The sequence below is a fragment of the Nocardioides sp. genome, from assembly GCF_014360585.1.
GTDB lineage: Bacteria > Actinomycetota > Actinomycetes > Propionibacteriales > Nocardioidaceae > Nocardioides.
Window position 1 is genome coordinate 17,596 of record NZ_JACIXG010000010.1, and the last position, 18,039, is coordinate 35,634.

The 18,039-nt window shown below is 69.0% G+C and carries 16 protein-coding genes; 11 read left to right on the forward strand and 5 right to left on the reverse strand.

Translation table 11 applies throughout. The annotated features are described in order from the left end of the window. Positions 1 to 56 precede the first annotated feature (56 nt). The 4 genes from H5T77_RS05500 (at position 57) to ispG (ending at position 6,101) form a co-directional block, all read left to right on the forward strand. A complete protein-coding gene (locus tag H5T77_RS05500; protein WP_292646114.1) occupies positions 57 to 2,093 on the forward strand; it encodes an acyltransferase family protein in 2,037 nt (678 codons plus the stop codon). A gap of 203 nt (positions 2,094 to 2,296) precedes the next feature. Continuing rightward, on the forward strand, positions 2,297 to 3,406 hold the full coding sequence (gene dxr / locus H5T77_RS05505; RefSeq protein WP_292646116.1) for a 1-deoxy-D-xylulose-5-phosphate reductoisomerase: 1,110 nt from the start codon (positions 2,297 to 2,299) through the stop codon (positions 3,404 to 3,406). Beyond that, a complete protein-coding gene (locus tag H5T77_RS05510; protein WP_292646118.1) occupies positions 3,403 to 4,761 on the forward strand; it encodes a M50 family metallopeptidase in 1,359 nt (452 codons plus the stop codon). The genes dxr and H5T77_RS05510 overlap by 4 nt, the downstream gene beginning before the upstream one ends. A 185-nt stretch (positions 4,762 to 4,946) precedes the next feature. Beyond that, entirely contained in the window at positions 4,947 to 6,101 is a 1,155-nt protein-coding gene (gene ispG, locus H5T77_RS05515) for a flavodoxin-dependent (E)-4-hydroxy-3-methylbut-2-enyl-diphosphate synthase (protein WP_292646119.1), read from the forward strand. A gap of 212 nt (positions 6,102 to 6,313) precedes the next feature. On the opposite strand, the gene H5T77_RS05520 is transcribed toward ispG, so the two are convergent. Together H5T77_RS05520 and H5T77_RS05525 are read right to left on the reverse strand one after the other, a co-directional pair. Then, positions 6,314 to 6,727 (reverse strand): hypothetical protein, encoded by a 414-nt coding sequence (locus H5T77_RS05520; RefSeq protein WP_292646121.1) that lies wholly within the window; start codon positions 6,725 to 6,727, stop codon positions 6,314 to 6,316. Then, a complete protein-coding gene (locus H5T77_RS05525) occupies positions 6,724 to 6,876 on the reverse strand; it encodes a hypothetical protein (protein WP_292646124.1) in 153 nt (50 codons plus the stop codon). Before H5T77_RS05525 ends, H5T77_RS05520 begins: the two co-directional genes overlap by 4 nt. A gap of 221 nt (positions 6,877 to 7,097) precedes the next feature. On the opposite strand from H5T77_RS05525, the gene H5T77_RS05530 reads away from it, so the two are divergent. The 4 genes from H5T77_RS05530 (at position 7,098) to H5T77_RS05545 (ending at position 11,601) form a co-directional block, all read left to right on the forward strand. Next, positions 7,098 to 9,137: a hypothetical protein gene (locus H5T77_RS05530; protein ID WP_292646125.1), complete on the forward strand. Its 2,040-nt coding sequence runs from the start codon at positions 7,098 to 7,100 to the stop codon at positions 9,135 to 9,137. Then, on the forward strand, positions 9,121 to 9,903 hold the full coding sequence (locus H5T77_RS05535; RefSeq protein WP_292646127.1) for an SDR family NAD(P)-dependent oxidoreductase: 783 nt from the start codon (positions 9,121 to 9,123) through the stop codon (positions 9,901 to 9,903). The genes H5T77_RS05530 and H5T77_RS05535 overlap by 17 nt, the downstream gene beginning before the upstream one ends. 136 nt (positions 9,904 to 10,039) lie before the next feature. Further along, positions 10,040 to 10,699, forward strand: coding sequence for a hypothetical protein (locus tag H5T77_RS05540; RefSeq protein ID WP_292646128.1), 660 nt, complete (start codon positions 10,040 to 10,042; stop codon positions 10,697 to 10,699). A gap of 56 nt (positions 10,700 to 10,755) precedes the next feature. Beyond that, entirely contained in the window at positions 10,756 to 11,601 is an 846-nt protein-coding gene (locus tag H5T77_RS05545) for a GNAT family N-acetyltransferase (protein ID WP_292646129.1), read from the forward strand. Between the two features lie 44 nt (positions 11,602 to 11,645). Here H5T77_RS05545 and H5T77_RS05550 read toward each other — a convergent pair whose 3' ends face one another. Then, the gene (locus H5T77_RS05550; protein WP_292646130.1) at positions 11,646 to 12,653 is read right to left on the reverse strand and encodes a hypothetical protein; all 1,008 of its coding nucleotides are present in this window, start codon (positions 12,651 to 12,653) and stop codon (positions 11,646 to 11,648) included. Positions 12,654 to 12,742: 89 nt separating this feature from the next. On the opposite strand from H5T77_RS05550, the gene H5T77_RS05555 reads away from it, so the two are divergent. After that, positions 12,743 to 14,503 (forward strand): proline--tRNA ligase, encoded by a 1,761-nt coding sequence (locus H5T77_RS05555; RefSeq protein ID WP_292646134.1) that lies wholly within the window; start codon positions 12,743 to 12,745, stop codon positions 14,501 to 14,503. 141 nt (positions 14,504 to 14,644) lie between these two features. Next, positions 14,645 to 16,156 carry an acetyl-CoA hydrolase/transferase family protein gene (locus tag H5T77_RS05560; RefSeq protein WP_292646136.1) on the forward strand — a complete coding sequence of 504 codons (1,512 nt, stop codon included), beginning with the start codon at positions 14,645 to 14,647 and terminating at the stop codon, positions 16,154 to 16,156. A gap of 354 nt (positions 16,157 to 16,510) precedes the next feature. Here H5T77_RS05560 and H5T77_RS05565 read toward each other — a convergent pair whose 3' ends face one another. Together H5T77_RS05565 and H5T77_RS05570 are read right to left on the reverse strand one after the other, a co-directional pair. Further along, the gene (locus H5T77_RS05565; protein WP_292646138.1) at positions 16,511 to 16,942 is read right to left on the reverse strand and encodes a DUF4439 domain-containing protein; all 432 of its coding nucleotides are present in this window, start codon (positions 16,940 to 16,942) and stop codon (positions 16,511 to 16,513) included. Positions 16,943 to 16,953: 11 nt separating this feature from the next. Beyond that, positions 16,954 to 17,376 carry a hypothetical protein gene (locus H5T77_RS05570; protein WP_292646140.1) on the reverse strand — a complete coding sequence of 141 codons (423 nt, stop codon included), beginning with the start codon at positions 17,374 to 17,376 and terminating at the stop codon, positions 16,954 to 16,956. A gap of 180 nt (positions 17,377 to 17,556) precedes the next feature. On the opposite strand from H5T77_RS05570, the gene rimP reads away from it, so the two are divergent. Further along, entirely contained in the window at positions 17,557 to 18,039 is a 483-nt protein-coding gene (rimP, locus tag H5T77_RS05575; protein WP_292646143.1) for a ribosome maturation factor RimP, read from the forward strand.

An 18,039-nucleotide genomic window follows, 5' to 3' on the forward strand; every position in this document is an offset into this window, starting at 1 on the left:
CGCGAAGCGGTGCCAGCAATGGACGCAGTCGATCCCCCACACGAGGTGCACCCCACATGTCAGCCAAGCAATGGCGGACAGATGTCCAAGGTCTCCGGGCCATTGCCGTAGGTCTGGTCGTCGCTGCCCATGCGGGCGTCCCGCACACCGAGGGCGGCTTCATCGGAGTCGACGTCTTCTTCGTCCTCTCCGGCTTCCTGATCACGACGCTCCTGCTGCGCGAGGCCGACACATCGGGAACGGTCAGCATCCCGCAGTTCTACGCGCGCCGCGCCCGCCGGATCCTGCCGGCGGCCACCCTCGTGATCATCGTGGTCCTGGCGTACGCCGTCTGGCAGCTGCCCACCACGCGGCTCACCGACGCCGCCACGGACGGCACCTGGGCGGCGTTCTTCCTGGCCAACGTGCACTTCGCGGCCGAGGGCGTGCAGTACTTCCAGCCCAGCGAGCCCTCGCCCTTCCAGCACTACTGGTCGCTGTCGGTGGAGGAGCAGTTCTACCTGGTCTGGCCGGTGCTCGCGCTCCTGCTCATCCCCAAGCTCGGCCGCAAGGGCTTCACGGTCGTCGCCGCGGCGATCGCGGTCGCCAGCCTGGCCTGGGCGGTCCACGCCACCGGCGAGAACCCGACCGCCGCGTACTTCTCCACGCCGGCCCGCGCCTACGAGCTCGCCGCCGGCGCGCTGCTGGCCTGCTGGGGCGGCCGGCTCAAGGGCGCCGCGAGCATCGTCGCCGGCCTCGGCGGGGCAGCGGCGATCCTGTTCGCCACGGTGGCGTTCAGCGAGGCGACCCCGTTCCCCGGCTGGCAGGCGCTGGTGCCCACCCTCGGCACGGTCGCGCTGCTCGCCTCGGGCGCGAACGCCCCGACCGCGAAGCTCCTCGCGATCAAGCCGCTGAGGTACGTCGGCGACATCTCCTACTCCCTCTATCTGTGGCACTGGCCGCTGATCGTGCTCGCTCCCGGGTTCCTCCGCCTCGGTAACGAAGCACTCGAGATGACGGTCGCGGTCGCCGCCGCAGTGCTCCTCTCCGTGCTCAGCCACCGCTTCGTCGAGCTCCCGTTCCAGCACAAGCAGGTGCCGGTGCTCTCGCACGGGCTGCGTTCGCTGGTGCTGTGGCCGGTCGCGCTCGTGCTCGCGGTCGGCAGTGGTTGGCTGACGACCGGCTATGCCGCGTACGCCGAGAGGGAGCGCGCCGCCCAGGCGCAGGCGTGGTTCGCGGCCAACGAGGTGCCCGACACCGCCGCCGAGACCGGCGGCCCGCCGCAGGTGCAGCGTGAGCTCCGCGCGGCTCTCGACATCGCCGACCGTGGTGGCCCGATCCCGCCGGCCGTGCTCGGCGCCGAGATCACCGACGACCGGTGGCAGAAGACGTACGGCGACTGCTACGCCAACTACGGAGACACCCGGGTCGACTCCTGCACCCTGGGCGACGCCGACGCGAAGAAGACCATCGCCGTCGTCGGTGACTCCCACGCCGGCATGTGGCTGACCGCCTTCGACGACCTCGGCAAGGAGAACGACTTCCGGGTCGTGCCGTTGGTGAAGGTCGGCTGCGCTCCCTACCCGGTCCAGCACCGGGGCAAGAAGATGACCCAGGCCGAGTGCGACGAGTTCCGGGACTGGTCGGCGGAGCGCCTCGAGCGCCTCGAGCCCGATGCGATCGTCTCTACCGCCCGCGGCCAGCTCTTCATGCCCAAGAGCCACGCCGGGATGGACCGTGACGAGCAGTGGTCCCAGGCCGTACGCAGCACGGCGAAGACCTATCGAGAGATCTCCCGCAAGGTGGTCGTCATCGGCGACGTGCCCGCCGTCGACCACGAGCCCGCCGACTGCATCAGCGCCCCCGACGCCGACCAGCGGTCCTGCCTCAGCGACCCCGACTCCCGCGAGACCAGCAGCAACGAGATCACGCGGGCGGCGCTGGAGGGCACCGAGGCGGCGTACGTCGACCCCCAGCGCTTCGTGTGCGCCGAGGACCGCTGCCCGCTGGTCGTGGGGGAGAAGGTCACCTACTACGACTCCTCCCACCTGACCGAGTCCTGGGTCCGGCATGTCACCCCGCGCCTGGGCGTCCTCCTGGCGCCGCTGATCTGACGCAGATTTAACTGGGACGCGCGTCCTGGAATTTGCTTTCCCGTGCATGTTGTGGCTTAATTGTGGTCAGACGTTGCAAAACGTTTCATGCACAGCCCTGGACCCGTGGGGGAGTCCGGGGCTGTTGCTATTTCCGGTGTTCTCCTCGCACCTCAGCGGCATCCGTTTGGTGCCTTCTCAGCCTCTGCTGGGAGGATGGGCGGGTGAATGAGCAGCGACCACGCGACGTGGTGATCCTCGGTTCCACCGGGTCCATCGGCACGCAGGCACTCGACCTGGTGAGGGCCAACCCGGACCGGTTCCGGGTCGTCGGCCTCACCGCAGGCGGATCCAACAAGGAGCTGTTCGAGGCCCAGGTAGCCGAGTTCGCCCCAAAGCTGTCCGGACTGGGTGAGGAGGCCTCGGTCGAGGCGGCCGCCCAGCCCGCCGACGTGGTGCTCAACGGGATCACCGGCGCCGTCGGTCTCCGCCCGACGCTGGCCGCGCTGGAGGCCGGCAACACCCTCGCCCTGGCCAACAAGGAGTCGCTGATCATCGGCGGTCCGCTGGTCAAGCGGGTCGCGGGCGAGGGGCAGATCGTCCCGGTCGACTCCGAGCACTCCGCCATCGCGCAGAGCCTGCGCGCCGGCCGCGCCGAGGAGGTACGCAAGCTGGTGCTGACCGCGTCCGGCGGCCCGTTCCGAGGCCGCTCCCGCGACGAGCTCGCCCAGGTAACCCCGGCGCAGGCGCTCAAGCACCCCAACTTCGCGATGGGGCGGGTGATCACGACCAACTCCGCCACCCTGGCCAACAAGGGCCTCGAGGTGATCGAGGCACACCTGCTCTTCGACGTACCCTTCGACCGGATCGAGGTCGTCGTCCACCCGCAGCAGTACATCCACTCGATGGTCGAGTTCACCGACGGCGCCGTGGTGGCCCAGCTCGGGCTGCCGACGATGCTGGTGCCGATCTCGATGGGGATGGCCTGGCCCGAGCGCGTGCCGGACGCAGAGACCCCGATCGACTGGACCAAAGCCGCCGACTGGCGCTTCGAGCCGCTCGACGACGACGCCTTCCCCGCGGTGCGGCTGGCCCGTGAGGCCGGGACGTGCGGTGGCACCCACCCGGCCGTCTACAACGCCGCCAACGAGGTCTGCGTCGACGCCTTCCACGAGGGCCGGATCCGGTTCCCCGGCATCGTGGACACGATTGCGGAGGTCATGGCAGCCCATCAGGGCGTACGCTCTGAAAGCACCCTCTCTATCGAGGACGTGCTCGCCGCCGACGCCTGGGCGCGCGCGGAGACAACTCGCATCCTGGAGACCGGTAAATGAGTGTGCTGCTTTACACGCTGGCAGTGATCGGCTTCGTCGTCGCGATCCTGGTCTCGATCGGGCTGCACGAGCTCGGGCACATGATCCCGGCGAAGGCGTTCGGCGGGAAGGTGACGCAGTACTTCATCGGCTTCGGGCCGACGGTGTGGTCCAAGCAGATCGGCGAGACCGAGTACGGCCTCAAGGCGATCCCGCTCGGTGGCTACGTCAAGATCGTCGGCATGCTGCCGCCCGGCGCCGACCAGTTGGGGGAGCGCACCGACGACGGTGCGCTCAAGGTGCGCAAGTCCAACACCGGCATGTTCACCCAGCTGATCAGCGACGCCCGCTCGGCCGAGTGGGAGCTGATCCGTCCCGAGGACGAGCCGCGGCTCTTCTACAAGATGGCGTGGTGGAAGAAGGTCATCGTGATGGCCGGCGGGCCGTCGGTGAACATCGCGATCGCGTTCTTCGTGCTCTGGGGTGTCTTCGGCATCTACGGCGTCCGCGAGCCTGTCGTCAACGAGGGGCATCCGGTCGTCTCGAGTCTGCAGGAGTGTCTGCTGACCTGGGAGGAACAGGGCCGTGAGTGCCGTCCGAGCGACAGGCCGACCCCGGCCGCCGACGCCGGCCTGAAGCCGGGCGACGAGCTGATCTCGTTCAACGGCACCGAGCTGACCTCGTGGCCGGTCGCCCAGAAGCTGATCCGCGACAACATGGACGGCGAGGCCACGATCGTCATCGAGCGTGACGGCGAGCGGATGACGCTGCAGACCCAGACCGTCGTGCAGGAGCGGGTCAAGGACCTCGACGACACCAGTGCGGACCCCGAGACCGCGAAGGTCGGCTTCTTCGGGATGTCACCCGAGTCGCACGTGGTCACCACCAAGGAGGGGCCGGTCTACGCGCTTAAGGAGATGGGTGTGATGGCCGAGAACGCCGTCCACGCGCTCCTGCGGCTCCCGGTCAAGGTCTGGCACGTCGCGCTCGCGATCGTCGGTGTCGAGGAGCGCTCGGCCGACAGCCCGGTCAGCATCGTCGGCGGCGGCCGCATCGCCGGCGAGATCGCCTCCCACGAGGGCCTCGACGTCGGTGAGAAGGTCGCCAGCTTCGCGTTCCTGGTCGGTGGCTTCAACCTGTTCATCGGCATCTTCAACTTCGTCCCGCTCCTGCCGCTCGACGGCGGCCACATCGTGACGGCGCTGTGGGAGGGCGTACGCCGCGCCTTCGCCAAGCTCTTCCGACGGCCCGACCCTGGTCACGCCGACCCGGCGAAGCTGCTGCCGGTGGCGTACGTCGTCGCCTCGGCGCTCCTGGTGATGGGTGTTGTGCTGATCGTCGCCGACCTCGTCGTCCCGCTTCATCTCCAAGCCTGACCCACAGAGCGCGTCTGCCGGCCCGGAACGCCGGCTGCGCGCCACCCATCACGCGCCCCGGCGGCGTTGCCGCCGCTCGCGATACAACCCCGGTATCGCTCGCGCCGGCGCCTTGCCTGGCCACGCGCTGGGCGACGCTCGCTCGACGCCGGACCGACAGACCCGCTCTAGTACGATTGGTAGACATGACGTCCATCCCCCTCGGTATGCCGGAGGCACCCGCCCCGGTGCTCGCCCCTCGCCGCAAGACCCGCCAGATCAAGGTCGGCTCGGTGGGCGTCGGCAGCGAGAGCCCCATCTCCGTGCAGTCGATGACGACCACGGTCACCGCCGACGTCAACTCGACCCTCCAGCAGATCGCCGAGCTCACCGCGTCGGGCTGCGACATCGTCCGCGTCGCCTGTCCGAGCACCGACGACGCCGACGCGCTCCCGGCGATCGCGCAGAAGTCGCAGATCCCGGTGATCGCCGACATCCACTTCCAGCCGAAGTACGTCTTCGCGGCCATCGAGGCCGGTTGCGCAGCGGTCCGGGTCAACCCGGGCAACATCCGCAAGTTCGACGACCAGGTCAAGGAGATCGCCGCGGCCGCCAAGGACCACGGCACGAGCATCCGGATCGGCGTCAACGCGGGCTCGCTCGACAAGCGGCTGCTGGAGAAGTACGGCAAGGCCACGCCCGAGGCGCTGGTCGAGTCGGCGATGTGGGAGGCGAGCCTCTTCGAGGAGCACGGCTTCCGGGACTTCAAGATCTCGGTCAAGCACAACGACCCGGTCGTGATGGTGCGCGCCTACGAGCTGCTCGCCGAGTCCGGCGACTGGCCGCTCCACCTCGGTGTCACCGAGGCGGGACCGGCCTTCCAGGGCACGATCAAGTCCTCCGTCGCCTTCGGCTCGCTGCTGTCCAAGGGCATCGGCGACACGATCCGAGTCTCGCTCTCCGCGCCGCCGGTGGAGGAGGTCAAGGTCGGCATCCAGATCCTGGAGTCGCTCAACCTGAAGCCGCGCCGCCTGGAGATCGTCTCCTGCCCCAGCTGCGGTCGCGCGCAGGTCGACGTCTACAAGCTCGCCGACGAGGTGACCGCCGGCCTCGACGGCCTCGAGGTCCCGCTGCGGGTCGCGGTCATGGGCTGCGTCGTCAACGGTCCCGGCGAGGCCCGCGAGGCCGATCTCGGTGTCGCCTCCGGCAACGGCAAGGGCCAGATCTTCGTCAAGGGCGAGGTCATCAAGACCGTCCCCGAGGCCGCCATCGTCGAGACGCTGATCGAAGAGGCGATGAAGATCGCCGAGGGCATGGAGCCCGTCGAGGGCGGCGGCGCGTCGGTCTCGGTCAGCGGCTGAGCAGTGCCGTTCACCGAGGTAACTCGGTGAACGGTCGCTTCCTTCGTGGAGTTCCACGCGGGAAGTGCGCACTCGCCGAGTTACCTCGGTGAGCATTCCGCAACCCGGTGCGGGCCACGTACGCAAGAAGCCCGGTCCATCACAGCCGGACCGGGCCTCTGTCTGTCGCTTCGAGACATTCGCTGCGTACGTCTCGAAGGTCGTCGGTCGCATCACCAGTGCATCAGCCTGGAGACCACGCCGAGGAACCCGAGGTGGAGCAGCGCTCCGAGCGGGTCCGTGGTGAGCAGGTGGCCCCAGGCGAGCGCCGCCTGGCCCATCTGGTTTCCGAGAGCCGTGGCGAACCCGTCCAGTCCGCCGTGGGTCCACAGGTGGACGACGACGAACCGGATGCCCGGCACGACCAGGAACAGAATGAGTGCGGCCTTGACCGGAAGGATCCAGGGCTGCGAGCTGCTGCCGGTGGAGCTCAGGTTGCCGCTGCGGACCCAGCGGGTGCCGCTGCGGCCGTCGAAGCGGACCTTGGCGCGACCCGCGGCGGTGGCGACGACGACACCGCGTTTTCCGGAGCGGGTGCCGCCGCGGGCCCGGACGGTCTCGCCGGGGCGAGGGAAGAAGCCGTTCATGACAGCACCTCCTCCGCGACGACGGGCACGAACGAGGTGCCGGCGGCTGCCTCGCACTTTGGCGGCTCGGCGCTGAGCAGCTGGTTGAAGCCGAACACGACAAGAAGCGTGACGGCGAAGGTAGCGATGCTGAACTTGTGGTTCCTCATGGTCATCATCTCCTTCAGCGGTGGGGCCCGTTCGGGGGCCGGCGCTGTCCCTGTCGGGGACGTCTCCAAGGTGGCGGACACCACATCCAACTCGCCAGTAGCCGGGTGGGAGTGGGGACGAAGTAAAGACAGTCCCGGGGAAGTTGGGACGTTTCTGGGACAGAAATGGGACGCCTGCGAGATACTCACAGCCCGCGGTCGCGACGACTCGGCGAGGGGAAATGACCGACGAAGCGCTCTCTCCAGAGCAGTTCAACGTCGAACTGCGCGACTGGGTCAGGCAGGTCACCGGCAAAGCCGATGGCGGCGCCGGCGTGGCCATGGCCAGGAGCACCTTCTACCGGCGTACGTCCGGCTCGAAGCTGATGCCGCTCGACGAGCTCATCCGCGTCGTGGGCGGTGCGGTGCCTCGCACTCTCGACCCGGCCCACCAGGGCGAGTGGATCCGCAAGAACACCGGCATCTGGCAGTCGAAGTGGTGGAAGGCATACGCCTGGCGTGATCAGCACGTGGGACTGGCCGGGTCCATGGCCTCGGGCTCCGCCTCGGCTCAACCGATGCTCGCGCTCGCAGCTGAGACGACCGAGGCGCCGGCGCCCGCCACCAGCTCCCGGCTGACCTTCCCGCGCGCACGGGTGGCGGTGCTGAGCGGGCTGACGACGGACGCGTCCACGATCCCGCTCATGGACGCGCTCGGCCGATGGCTGGAGAATCCCGAGTCCAACCTCTTCTTCCTCACCGGCCCCTCGGGCTCGGGGAAGACGATCGAGGCCAGGGAGTGGACCGCGTCGAAGGAGCAGGTGCGCTACATCAGCCTGCGCGACGGGGCGGTCGACTACGCGGACCTGGTCGACGAGGACCGTTCGCCGATCGTCATCGACGACTTCGACCTGATCTCCTCCAGCGCCGAGGAGCACGGCGTCACCCGTCCCGACCTGAGCGAGCTGCGCTCAGCGTTCGGCCGGGGTGGCCGATTCGTCGTGATCAGCAAGCGCAACCTGCAGACCGAGCGCGACGAGCTCGCCGAGCAGCTGCGCAGTCCCGCGCGCCTGGAGGATCTCGGCGTCGAGGAAGCCGTGGTCGTACGCGTCGAGCCGATCTCGCCGGTCGAGGTGCGGGCTCTCGGCGAGGAGCGCGGAGGCGATGAGCGGCTGAACAGCCTGGCCGCCGAGATGGAGCGTGGCGGAGGATTCTTCCCCGCGACGCCGCTCGTCCTCAAGCAGCTCTACGCCTCCATCGAGGAGGGCGCGCCCGCACCCCGGACGCTGTGGGACGGCTACACCGTCCACCTCAAGCACATCTGCGGTCAGCCCTGGGACCGGAAGAGCTCGCGCATCCCCAGCAGGGTTCGTTTCCAGACCTACCGCGACATCGCCTGGGACCTGTTCACCGGGATGGACGAGCCGGGTTCGCAGGAGCAGGATCTGATTCCGGTCCCGCGCGTCTCGGAATGGCTCTTCGCCAACCTGCAGCGTGACCTCGACATCACCAGGCAGCGTGACTTCCTGACGTACGAATGGATCGCCGACCTGCTCGACCACCCCGAGGTCTTCGGGGTGAGCGGACGGACCAGGGACTCGGTGGAGTCGGCCGAGTTCGCTCACGAGACCTTCTACCGCTACTTCGTGGCCGAGAGCATCCGCGACCGGCTGCGCGACGGCCGCGCGATGGCGCTCGACGGTGCCCGCTTCGTCCACATGCACCTCGGCGGGATGGTGATGAGCTTCCTCAAGGCCGGGTTCCAGCCCGGAGACCTGGACGCGGTGGCCCGGCTGAGCGTGCGCGAGAGCCTGTCCTGGATGGACCGGCTGATCTGCCTCTACCTGACCGAGGAGCGCGAGGACTACGGAGAGCTCCTCGACCAGGCGCCGGAGCGCTACTGGGACGAGCTGGAGTTCGTGCTGGAGGCCTTCCAGTCGCTGTTTCTGCGCAAGGCGGCGATGTATCAGCTGGTCCTGCGCGGCCGGGTGCCGGTCGACGGCTACCTCCAGATCCTGGACCGTGAGGAGGACCCACGGACCGTCGGCCGAGAGCGCGACGCGCTCCGTGTGGACACCGACATCACCGAGGCGCTGGTCCGCAGGCTCTATCACCCGGTGCTCACGCCGGCGATTCCGATAACCGCATATCGGCTCGGGCAAATGGGTGATATCACTTGCCTGAGCCATCTTGAAGGTCTCACTGGTCTGCCGCCCACCCACGAGGAAGTGGTGAGGACGGCGATCCAACGGATCAAGGAGCGCCATGAGCACACTGCCTGAGTCGCCGGGTGCACAGCCTCGGCCACCAGTGCTTGTCCTCGGAGCCACCGGCGACCTCGGCAGTGCCGTCGCCCGCCGACTGAGCGCCGATGGCACTCCGGTGATCGTGCACGGCTACAGCCGTACGACCGAGCTCGCCTACCTCGCCGACGAGACCGGGGCGGTTGCCCGGGTGGAGGCCGACCTGACCACCGACGACGGGGTGGACGCCCTGGCCGAGACGCTCGCCGGGTTCGACACGCTTTCGGGTCTCATCAACTGCACCGGCATCAACCCCAGCCCCGACACGGTCGCCGAGATCGAGCGGTCCGAGTGGCAGCACACCCTCGACATCAACCTGACCTCGGTGTGGCGTACGGCCTCGCTCGCGCTCCCGAAGCTGCGGGCGGCCCGGTCCGGTGCGGTCGTCCTGGTCAGCTCGGTCTTCGGAATCCGTACGCCGTCACGACGGGCCGCCTACGGCGTCTCCAAGCACGCGCTGACCGGGCTCGCCCAGGCGATCGCGCAGGAGGAGGAGGGCGTCGTCCGGGCCAACGTCGTCGCCCCGGGGCCGATGTGGAGCGAGTCTTCCCGGCAGGTCTTCGTCAAGCACGCTCGCAAGGAGGGGGTCACGGTCGACCAGTACATCTCCTACCGGGCGGCGCGCATCCCCGGGCACCGGTTCGTCACCGCCGACGCCGTCGCCAAGGTCTGTGTCTTCCTCGCCTCTGACGGCGCCAGTGCCATCAACGGGCAGTGTGTGGTCGCCGACGGCGGCGAGTACTGAGGGCCGATCATCGACGAGCCGTCGCGACCCGCAGCCTGCAGCTCACGCGAGTTGCGGCTGATCCTGGGTCGCGCTGCTTAGGCTTCGCCTAGCGCCTCCACATGTCTCTTGTTCCCTCCTCAGACTGGCGACAACAGTGACCAATCTCTGGCTTGCCATCGATCACGCGAACGATGCGCTGTTCCGCACCCCGGACTCCTCCGACATCAGGTCCGAGCTCCTCGATCTAGTGGCCCACACCCCTGGCTGGGGCATCGTCGTGCGTCCTGAGCAGGGGCACGGCGACGTACGCCCGGAGCTCGCCTGCGCCGGGCTCCCGGACATCGGCACCGTCGACGAGCTCATCGTCCCCGAGAGGTCGACCGACGCCGTCAAGGTCGGCTTCGAGGACCACCAGGCGGGCTGCGCGCCGATCGCGCAGGCCTTGCTCGAACGCCTTCCGGGCTATGACCGGGTCTTCCTCGAACCCTACTGCGCGAGCCCGGGCTGTTTCGACGATCTGGCCGCGCTCGCCGAGCGCTCGGGAGAGGGCGGCATCGTGCTCAAGCTCAAGGTCAACGACGAGGGCATCGCGGCCATCGAGCGCGCCGACATCGGGAGAGCACCCTGGGTCGCGCGGTCGGACGGGATGAGCTGGGACGACTTCAACGGACGTCTGCCGCACGTCCGATCGCTCGGTGCCGGCGGCGTGATGGTGGGCCGGGCGGTGTGGGGCGACACGGGCGCGGCCGGTGAGGACGTACTGCTCAAGACCGTCCGCGAGCGGATGCACACGATCGAGCGCATCTTTGCCTGATCCGGTCTGCGAGCCGAGGCGCGACGTACAACCAGATTGGCTCTAGGCTCGATGACATGCTGACGACGCGCCAGGGGATCCGCCCGCTGCATGCGGGGGATCTGAGTGCGTTCCTGGAGCTGACCGGTCAGGACCCGGTGGTCAACGTGTTCGCCGAATACCGGGCGCGCACCACCAACCTCGAGCCGCGTTGGCTCGGCGGGGAGATCTGGGGGCGCTGGGACGGTGGCGACCTGGTCGCGGCCTGCCATGTCGGCGCCAACCTGGTCCCGATCCAGGCCACCCAGGAGGATGCGTACGCCTTCGGTGAGCGGGCCCGCAACCGCGTACGCACCGTTTCCACGATCGTCGGGCGGCAGCCCGCGGTGCGCTCGCTGTGGAGCGCGATCGGTGACTCCTGGGGGACACCGCGCGACGAGCGCTGGGAGCAGCCTCACCTCGAGCAGCAGCTGCAGAGCCTGGTCGAGCCGGACCCGTTCGTACGCCGCACGGTCCGCGCCGACATGGAGGTCCTCTATCCGGCGTGCGTGGCGATGTACACCGAGGAGGTCGGGATCTCGCCCGAGACCGGCGGTGGCCGCGACCTCTACCGCGCCCGGGTGCTCCAGCTGATCTCGCGTGGCTGGTCCTTCGCACGGATCGAGGACGGCGAGGTCGTCTTCAAGGCAGAGGTCGCCTGCGCGACGCCCGGCGCCGCCCAGATCCAGGGGGTCTGGGTGCCCGCGCACCGACGCGGCGAGGGCCTGGCCGCCCGCGGGATGGCCGCGGTCTGCGACATCGTCCGCCGCGAGATCGCCCCTCGTATCTCCCTCTACGTCAACGAGTGGAACGCCCCCGCCCGCCGCGCCTACGAGCGGGCCGGCTTCCTCGAGACGGCCCGCTTCTCCACCATCATGTTCTGATCTGGCGATGTTCTGATCTGGCGATGTCCTGATCTGGCTGTGTTCTAGGAGTACGCGCGCCAGGCTCGCTCGCAGTCAGCGGCCTCGCAGCGTACGAGCCAGGGCGTGCCGCTGTTCGGGTGGGACCGCATCAGGATCCGGGTGTTGGTCTCCCAGGCGTACGCCCACAGCCCGTTCGGGTTGCGGTAGGTGGTCAGCAGGGTGCCGCGGAGACTGCGGCGGCGGACCACGTCGGCATGGTTCTGGTGCTCGATCGCGTTGGTCGCGAAGCGGGCGCCGTCGGGTGAGAACGACGCGACGGCCTCCGAGCACCCGCGCCAGAGCGTCGTGGCGGGCGCGGTGACGGTCGAGACCACCGAGCAGGCGTCGATCCGCGACGGGTCCTTGGTGTAGGTCGCCAGCCGGTTGGTGGCGAAGCTGCCTGCGTACGCCGCCCGGGAGGCGATCGTCTTGACCGTGCCGGCCTTCCAGTCCCACACCAGCGTGCGCGGGGTGCTGTAGCCGCCCAGGAGCACGCGGGTGCCGCTCACGTCGATCGGATCGGGCCTGGTGGATCCCCTGAAGGTGTGCCGGGCGACGACCGCGCCGGTGGTGGCGCTGCGTACCTGGGCCTGGATCCCACCGCTGCTCAGCGTCGCCGTGTTGAGCAGGTGGCGGCCGTCGGCCGACATCCTGGCCTTGTCCGCGTAGTACATGTCGGTGAGCGACCTCTGCGCGACATCGAGCTGCACCCGGATGATCCGGTCGATGTTGCGGTTGCGGACCCGCAGCACGAACCCGCTCCCTGAGCGGCCCAGAAGGGTGAACTCGTCGAGGTCGTCGCCGACGAGGGCGACCGGTGTCTTCATGCCGGTCGCCGGGTCGACCACCGAGACCGACGCGGACGACGGACGGTGCAGGTAGGGAACCGTCGGGCTCTCGCCGATGGGCAGCGGAAGGGGACGTACGTCGACGGTCGGAGCCGCCGCAGAAGCCGGTGTCGTCAGTGAGACCGGGAGCATGAGAGCAACGAGGATGGCCGTGGCCAGTGCCGGGATTCGGATACGTCTCATGCAGGTATGACGCGTGCAGGTGAGGGGCGGTTGCAACACGCTCCCAACCGGTTCGCGGGAGCGGTCCGGTGCGCCGTACGCTTGCCCGCATGATCGCCCGTATGTCGACCCTGTTCGTGCGGACTCTTCGTGAGAGTCCCGCGGACGCCGAGGTCGCGAGCCACAAGCTGCTTGTCCGTGCCGGCTACATCCGCCGCGCCGCTCCGGGGATCTACTCCTGGCTGCCGCTGGGGCTGCGCGTGCTCGGCAAGGTCGAGGGGATCATCCGCGAGGAGATGGCCGCGATCGGGTCCCAGGAGGTGCACTTCCCCGCGCTGCTGCCGCGCGAGCCCTACGAGGCGAGCGGCCGCTGGACGGAGTACGGCGACGGCATCTTCCGGCTCCAGGACCGCAAGGGAGCCGACTACCTGCTCGGCCCCACGCACGAGGAGATGTTCACGCTCCTGGTCAAGGATCTCTACGGCTCCTACAAGGACCTGCCGCTGGCGATCTACCAGATCCAGACGAAGTACCGCGACGAGGCGCGCCCCCGCGCGGGGCTGCTGCGCGGGCGCGAGTTCATCATGAAGGACTCCTACTCCTTCGACTACACCGACGAGGGTCTCGAGGCCGCCTACCAGGCCCACCGTGCGGCGTACGTCAAGGTCTTCGACCGCCTCGGGTTCGAGTACGTCATCGTCAAGGCGACCTCCGGTGCGATGGGCGGCTCGGCCTCCGAGGAGTTCCTGGCCGTCTCCGAGGCCGGCGAGGACACCTTCGTCCGCTCGCCCGGTGGCTACGCCGCCAACGTCGAGGCGGTCACGACCTTGGCCCCCGAGCCGATCTCCTACGAGGGCGTGCCCGCCGCCCACGCCGAGGACACCCCCGACACCCCGACGATCCAGACGCTGGTGGACCACCTCAACGAGGCGTACCCGCGCGAGGACCGTCCCTGGGAGGCCGGCGACACGCTGAAGAACGTGCTGCTGACGCTGCGCCACCCCGACGGGACGGTCGAGCCGCTCGCCGTCGGCGTGCCCGGCGACCGCGACGTCGACATCAAGCGCCTCGAGGGGCAGCTGGAGCCGATCGAGGTCGAGCCCATGGACGACGTGGAGCTCAAGAAGCACCCCGAGCTGGTCAAGGGCTACATCGGCCCTCAGGCGCTGGGGGAGTCCTCGGCTTCGGGGATCCGCTACCTGGTCGACCCGCGCGTGGTCACCGGCACCCGCTGGGTCACCGGCGCCAACGTCGAGGGCAAGCACGTCATCGATCTGGTCGCCGGCCGCGACTTCACCCCCGACGGCACCATCGAGGCCGCCGAGGTGCGTGAGGGCGACCCCGCTCCTGACGGCTCCGGCCCGCTGACGCTGGCCCGCGGCATCGAGATGGGCCACGTCTTCCAGCTGGGCCGCAAGTACGCCGACGCGCTCGGGCTGCAGGTCCTCGACGAGAACGGCAAGCTCGTCACGGTCACCATGGGCTCCTACGGCATCGGTGTCACCCGTGCCGTGGCCGCCGTCGCCGAGGGCACCCTCGACGACATCGGTCTGGCCTGGCCCCGCAACGTCGCTCCGTACGACATCCACCTCGTCGCCACCGGCAAGGACGCCGCGATCTTCGAGGCCGCTTCGATGCTCGCCGGTGAGCTCGAGGCCGCCGGCATCGATGTGCTCTACGACGACCGCCCCAAGGTCTCGCCCGGTGTGAAGTTCAAGGACGCCGAGCTCATCGGCGTCCCGACCATCGTCACCGTCGGCAAGGGCCTGGTCGAGGGCAAGATCGAGGTCAAGGACCGTAAGAGCGGCGAGAGGACCGAGGTCGCTCTCGACGACGTGGTCGCTCACCTGACCGAGGTCGTCCGCGGCTGACCCACCCCGCCGAATCGGTAGCTCTGGCGGGCCGAATCTGTAGTTGTGGGCGATGAAACTAGAGTTTCGTCGCCCACAAGTACGTTCTCGGCCCGCCATTTCTACCGACTCGGCGATCGGGGGTGAGGCAAGATCGATCCCATGACGGGGCTCAGGGTTCTTGACCGTACGCTCGCCGGGCGGGTGATGAGCGCCGCGGAGGCGGCCGAGCAGATCGGCCCGGGGGAGACCGTGGGGTTCTCGGGATTCACCGGGGCCGGGCATCCGAAGGCGGTGCCGGCGGCGCTGGCGCGACGTGTGCGGGCGGCTCATGAGCGTGGCGAGGAGTTCCGGGTCCAGGCGTGGACCGGCGCCTCGACGGCGCCCGACCTCGACGGCGTCCTCGCTGAGGCGCACGGGCTCTCCAAGCGGCTGCCCTACAACGGCGACCCGCTGCTACGCCGGCAGATCAACTCGGGGGAGGTCGAGTACGTCGACGTACATCTGTCCCACGTCGCCCAGCACAGCTGGTTCGGCTTCTACGGCGACCTCGACGTCGCCGTCGTCGAGGTGGCGGCGATCCTCCACAACGGGCTGCTCGTCCCCTCCTCGAGCGTGGGGAACAACAAGACCTGGCTGGAGAACGCCGACAAGGTGATCCTCGAGGTCAACAGCTGGCAGCCGCGAGGGTTCGAGGGCTTCCACGACATCTACTACGGCACCCGCCTGCCGCCCCAGCGGGCGCCGATCCAGCTGACCACGCCGATGCAGCGGATCGGCGACCCCTACCTCCGGGTCGACCCGGCGAAGGTGGTCGCCGTCGTCGAGACCGACCAGCCCGACCGCAACACACCGCTTCGTCCGGTCGACGACGACAGCCGCGCGATGGCGGACCTCCTCGTGGACTTCCTCCGGCACGAGGTACGCAACGACCGGCTGCACCGGAGCCTGCTGCCGCTCCAGGCCGGCGTCGGCAACGTCGCCAACGCGGTCCTGGCCGGCCTCCAGGAGAGCGAGTTCGAGCACCTGACGGCCTATACCGAGACGATCCAGGACGGCCTCCTCGACCTCCTCGACTCGGGCAAGCTGATCGGCGTCTCGTCGACGTCCTTCGGGCTCTCCGAGGAGGGTGCCCGGCGGTTCAACGACGACATCCACCACTACAAGGGCCGGATCCTGCTGCGACCGCAGGAGATCTCGAACCATCCTGAGGTCGTGCGGCGGCTGGGTCTGATCGCGATCAACGGCATGGTCGAGGCCGACATCTACGGCAACGTGAACTCCACCCACGTCGCCGGCTCCTCGATCGTCAACGGCATCGGCGGCTCGGGTGACTTCGCCCGCAACGCGTATCTCAACTTCTTCGTCTCCGCCTCGACCGCCAAGAACGGCGCGATCTCCTCGATCGTGCCCTTCGTCAGCCACGTCGACCACACCGAGCACGACGTGCAGGTCGTGATCACCGAGCAGGGACTGGCAGACCTGCGCGGACTCTCGCCGCGGGCACGGGCGCGGAAGATCATCGACCGCTGCGCGCACCCCGACTACCGCGACCGGCTCGCCGACTACTTCGAGCGCGCCCAGCGCGGGCGTCCCGATGCCATGCACACGCCGCACCTGCTCGGTGAGGCGCTCTCCTGGCACCGCTCCTACGTGGAGACCGGACACATGTGAGCCCAGAAGGTCTCGGATCTGTCTCGATGCGTCTGCGGGGGCGGACAGGCTCTTCGAAGATCGGTACGGTGCTGAAGGGCTCCCTGTGCCCCGCCGCGCGGCGATGGAGCGGCATACACCAGATCGTTCGCCCCTGGGAATGACACCAGGAAAAGTTGCAAGTTCTTGCAATGCGCTTTTGCGGGTCTGGGCCATTCTGAGCGGGGATTGCATACTTCTGCAAGAGAGGTTCGCCCCCAGGCGGCTTCTCAGGCCTCGTGTCCAGGCCAAAACCTGGCCCACGAGCCGCCCGGACTCGGGAGACATCTCGGGAGTCTCCCGCGCCGGACGGTTCGCGGGCCATCTCGGTTTTAGCTAGGTTCCCGGGAACGCCGTCGGCTTGGCGCCGAGGTCGAGCTGCCGCGCGGCCGCCCGGCAGAGCAGCTGAATGAGCAGCGTGCGGTCGGTGCCGGTCGCCTTCGGGACCAGGGAGAGATAGGTCGCGGTGGTGTCCCGCTCCAGGCGCAGTGCCGCGGCGCCGATGCCCTCCGCCGACCCGGTCCGGCGGGGCAGGTCGTAGACGGCGGAGGACGCGACCGGCTCGAGCCCCGCGGCCACCACACGGACGGCCAGGGCCTCGCGGGCGTTCACATGGTCGGCGTACGCGACCTCAAGGGCTCGTGCCAATGCCGGTGTGGACGAGGCGGAGGTGCGCCCGCCCAGGGCGCCGATGACGTAGATCGCAGCGTGCTCGACCGCGAGCGCAGCCTGGATGGCCTCTGTCGAGGCTGAGTCTGTGGCCGCCATGCCCGGCCCCGTCATGCCAGGCCCCGCCCGTGCAGCAGCTGCTGCTGGCCGGCGGCGGCCGAGGCGAGCAGCGTGATCAGCTGCGGGTCCGCGGCACTCCCGGCGGCGGTCGTGAGCGTGGTGACCAGGGCGAGCTGGCGCTCCTGCCAGCGGCCCTGCGCCGGCGCGGCCGTGACACCCTCGGACGGCGCCAGCGCCTCGATGTGGACGCGGTGGAGGTGGACGAAGGCCGCCGGCGCGCCCTCGTCGGCACCGAGGATCTCCGCGACCGTGGCGTCGATCACATTCTGGTCGGGGTTGGTAGGGGCCGGGGGAGTGCTCGGTGGTGGTGCTTTGACAGGATCGAGCATCTCCGAGGCCGAACACGCCGAGGCGGCCATCGGGGCAACCACGGCGACGGCCACAGCGGTGCGGCGCGAGAGCATCCTGAACACGTGAGGAACCCTAACCACACCCGGCGGGAGTCGCGTCAGCGGCTTTCCAACACAGCCGCGTGCTGTTCGAGACACCCGAGGCGTACAGGTAGGGTGTCAACGGCGGCGCCGCGTGCTCGGCGGCCCACACAATTGGACCAGCCAACAGGATCAGACAACAGGATGCAGGGGGAGATCGCGTTGAGTGCTGAGCGGAAGGACGCGATCGCGAGTGCCATCGAGGAGGCCCTTGTCGACCCGCTTCTGGTCCTGGGCCTCGACGTCGAGGCCGTCGAGATCACGCCGGCCGGCAAACGCCGGATCCTGCGGATCGCCGTCGACAAGGACGGCGGGATCACCCATGACGGGGTCACCGAGGCAACCCGTGAGGTCAACCGGGTCCTCGACGAGTCCGACGTCATGGGTGAGCAGCCCTACACGCTCGAGGTCACCTCTCCCGGTGTCGACCGGCCGCTGACCCTGCCGCGCCACTGGCGCCGCAACAAGAATCGCCTGGTCAAGGTCACCACCGTCGACGGCTCCACGTTCACCGGCCGCGTCAAGGAGTCCGACGAGGAGCGCGCGAGTCTCGAGGTGAGCGGCAAGCGCCGCGAGGTGGCGTACGCGGAAGTGAAGAAGGCGCTTGTGCAGATCGAGTTCAAGCGGATCGACGAGGGGGAGTAG

Excerpts from the sequence above, each read along its gene's own strand:
- H5T77_RS05500 (WP_292646114.1), top strand. The coding sequence starts at position 57 with ATGTCAGCCAAGCAATGGCGGACAGATGTCCAAGGTCTCCGGGCCATT.
- H5T77_RS05565 (WP_292646138.1), bottom strand. The coding sequence starts at position 16,942 with ATGGCGGCCACAGACTCAGCCTCGACAGAGGCCATCCAGGCTGCGCTC.
- H5T77_RS05550 (WP_292646130.1), bottom strand. The coding sequence starts at position 12,653 with ATGAGACGTATCCGAATCCCGGCACTGGCCACGGCCATCCTCGTTGCT.
- H5T77_RS05555 (WP_292646134.1), top strand. The coding sequence starts at position 12,743 with ATGATCGCCCGTATGTCGACCCTGTTCGTGCGGACTCTTCGTGAGAGT.
- H5T77_RS05510 (WP_292646118.1), top strand. The coding sequence starts at position 3,403 with ATGAGTGTGCTGCTTTACACGCTGGCAGTGATCGGCTTCGTCGTCGCG.
- H5T77_RS05520 (WP_292646121.1), bottom strand. The coding sequence starts at position 6,727 with ATGAACGGCTTCTTCCCTCGCCCCGGCGAGACCGTCCGGGCCCGCGGC.
- H5T77_RS05535 (WP_292646127.1), top strand. The coding sequence starts at position 9,121 with ATGAGCACACTGCCTGAGTCGCCGGGTGCACAGCCTCGGCCACCAGTG.
- H5T77_RS05525 (WP_292646124.1), bottom strand. The coding sequence starts at position 6,876 with ATGAGGAACCACAAGTTCAGCATCGCTACCTTCGCCGTCACGCTTCTT.
- H5T77_RS05560 (WP_292646136.1), top strand. The coding sequence starts at position 14,645 with ATGACGGGGCTCAGGGTTCTTGACCGTACGCTCGCCGGGCGGGTGATG.
- ispG (WP_292646119.1), top strand. The coding sequence starts at position 4,947 with ATGACGTCCATCCCCCTCGGTATGCCGGAGGCACCCGCCCCGGTGCTC.
- H5T77_RS05530 (WP_292646125.1), top strand. The coding sequence starts at position 7,098 with ATGACCGACGAAGCGCTCTCTCCAGAGCAGTTCAACGTCGAACTGCGC.
- H5T77_RS05545 (WP_292646129.1), top strand. The coding sequence starts at position 10,756 with ATGCTGACGACGCGCCAGGGGATCCGCCCGCTGCATGCGGGGGATCTG.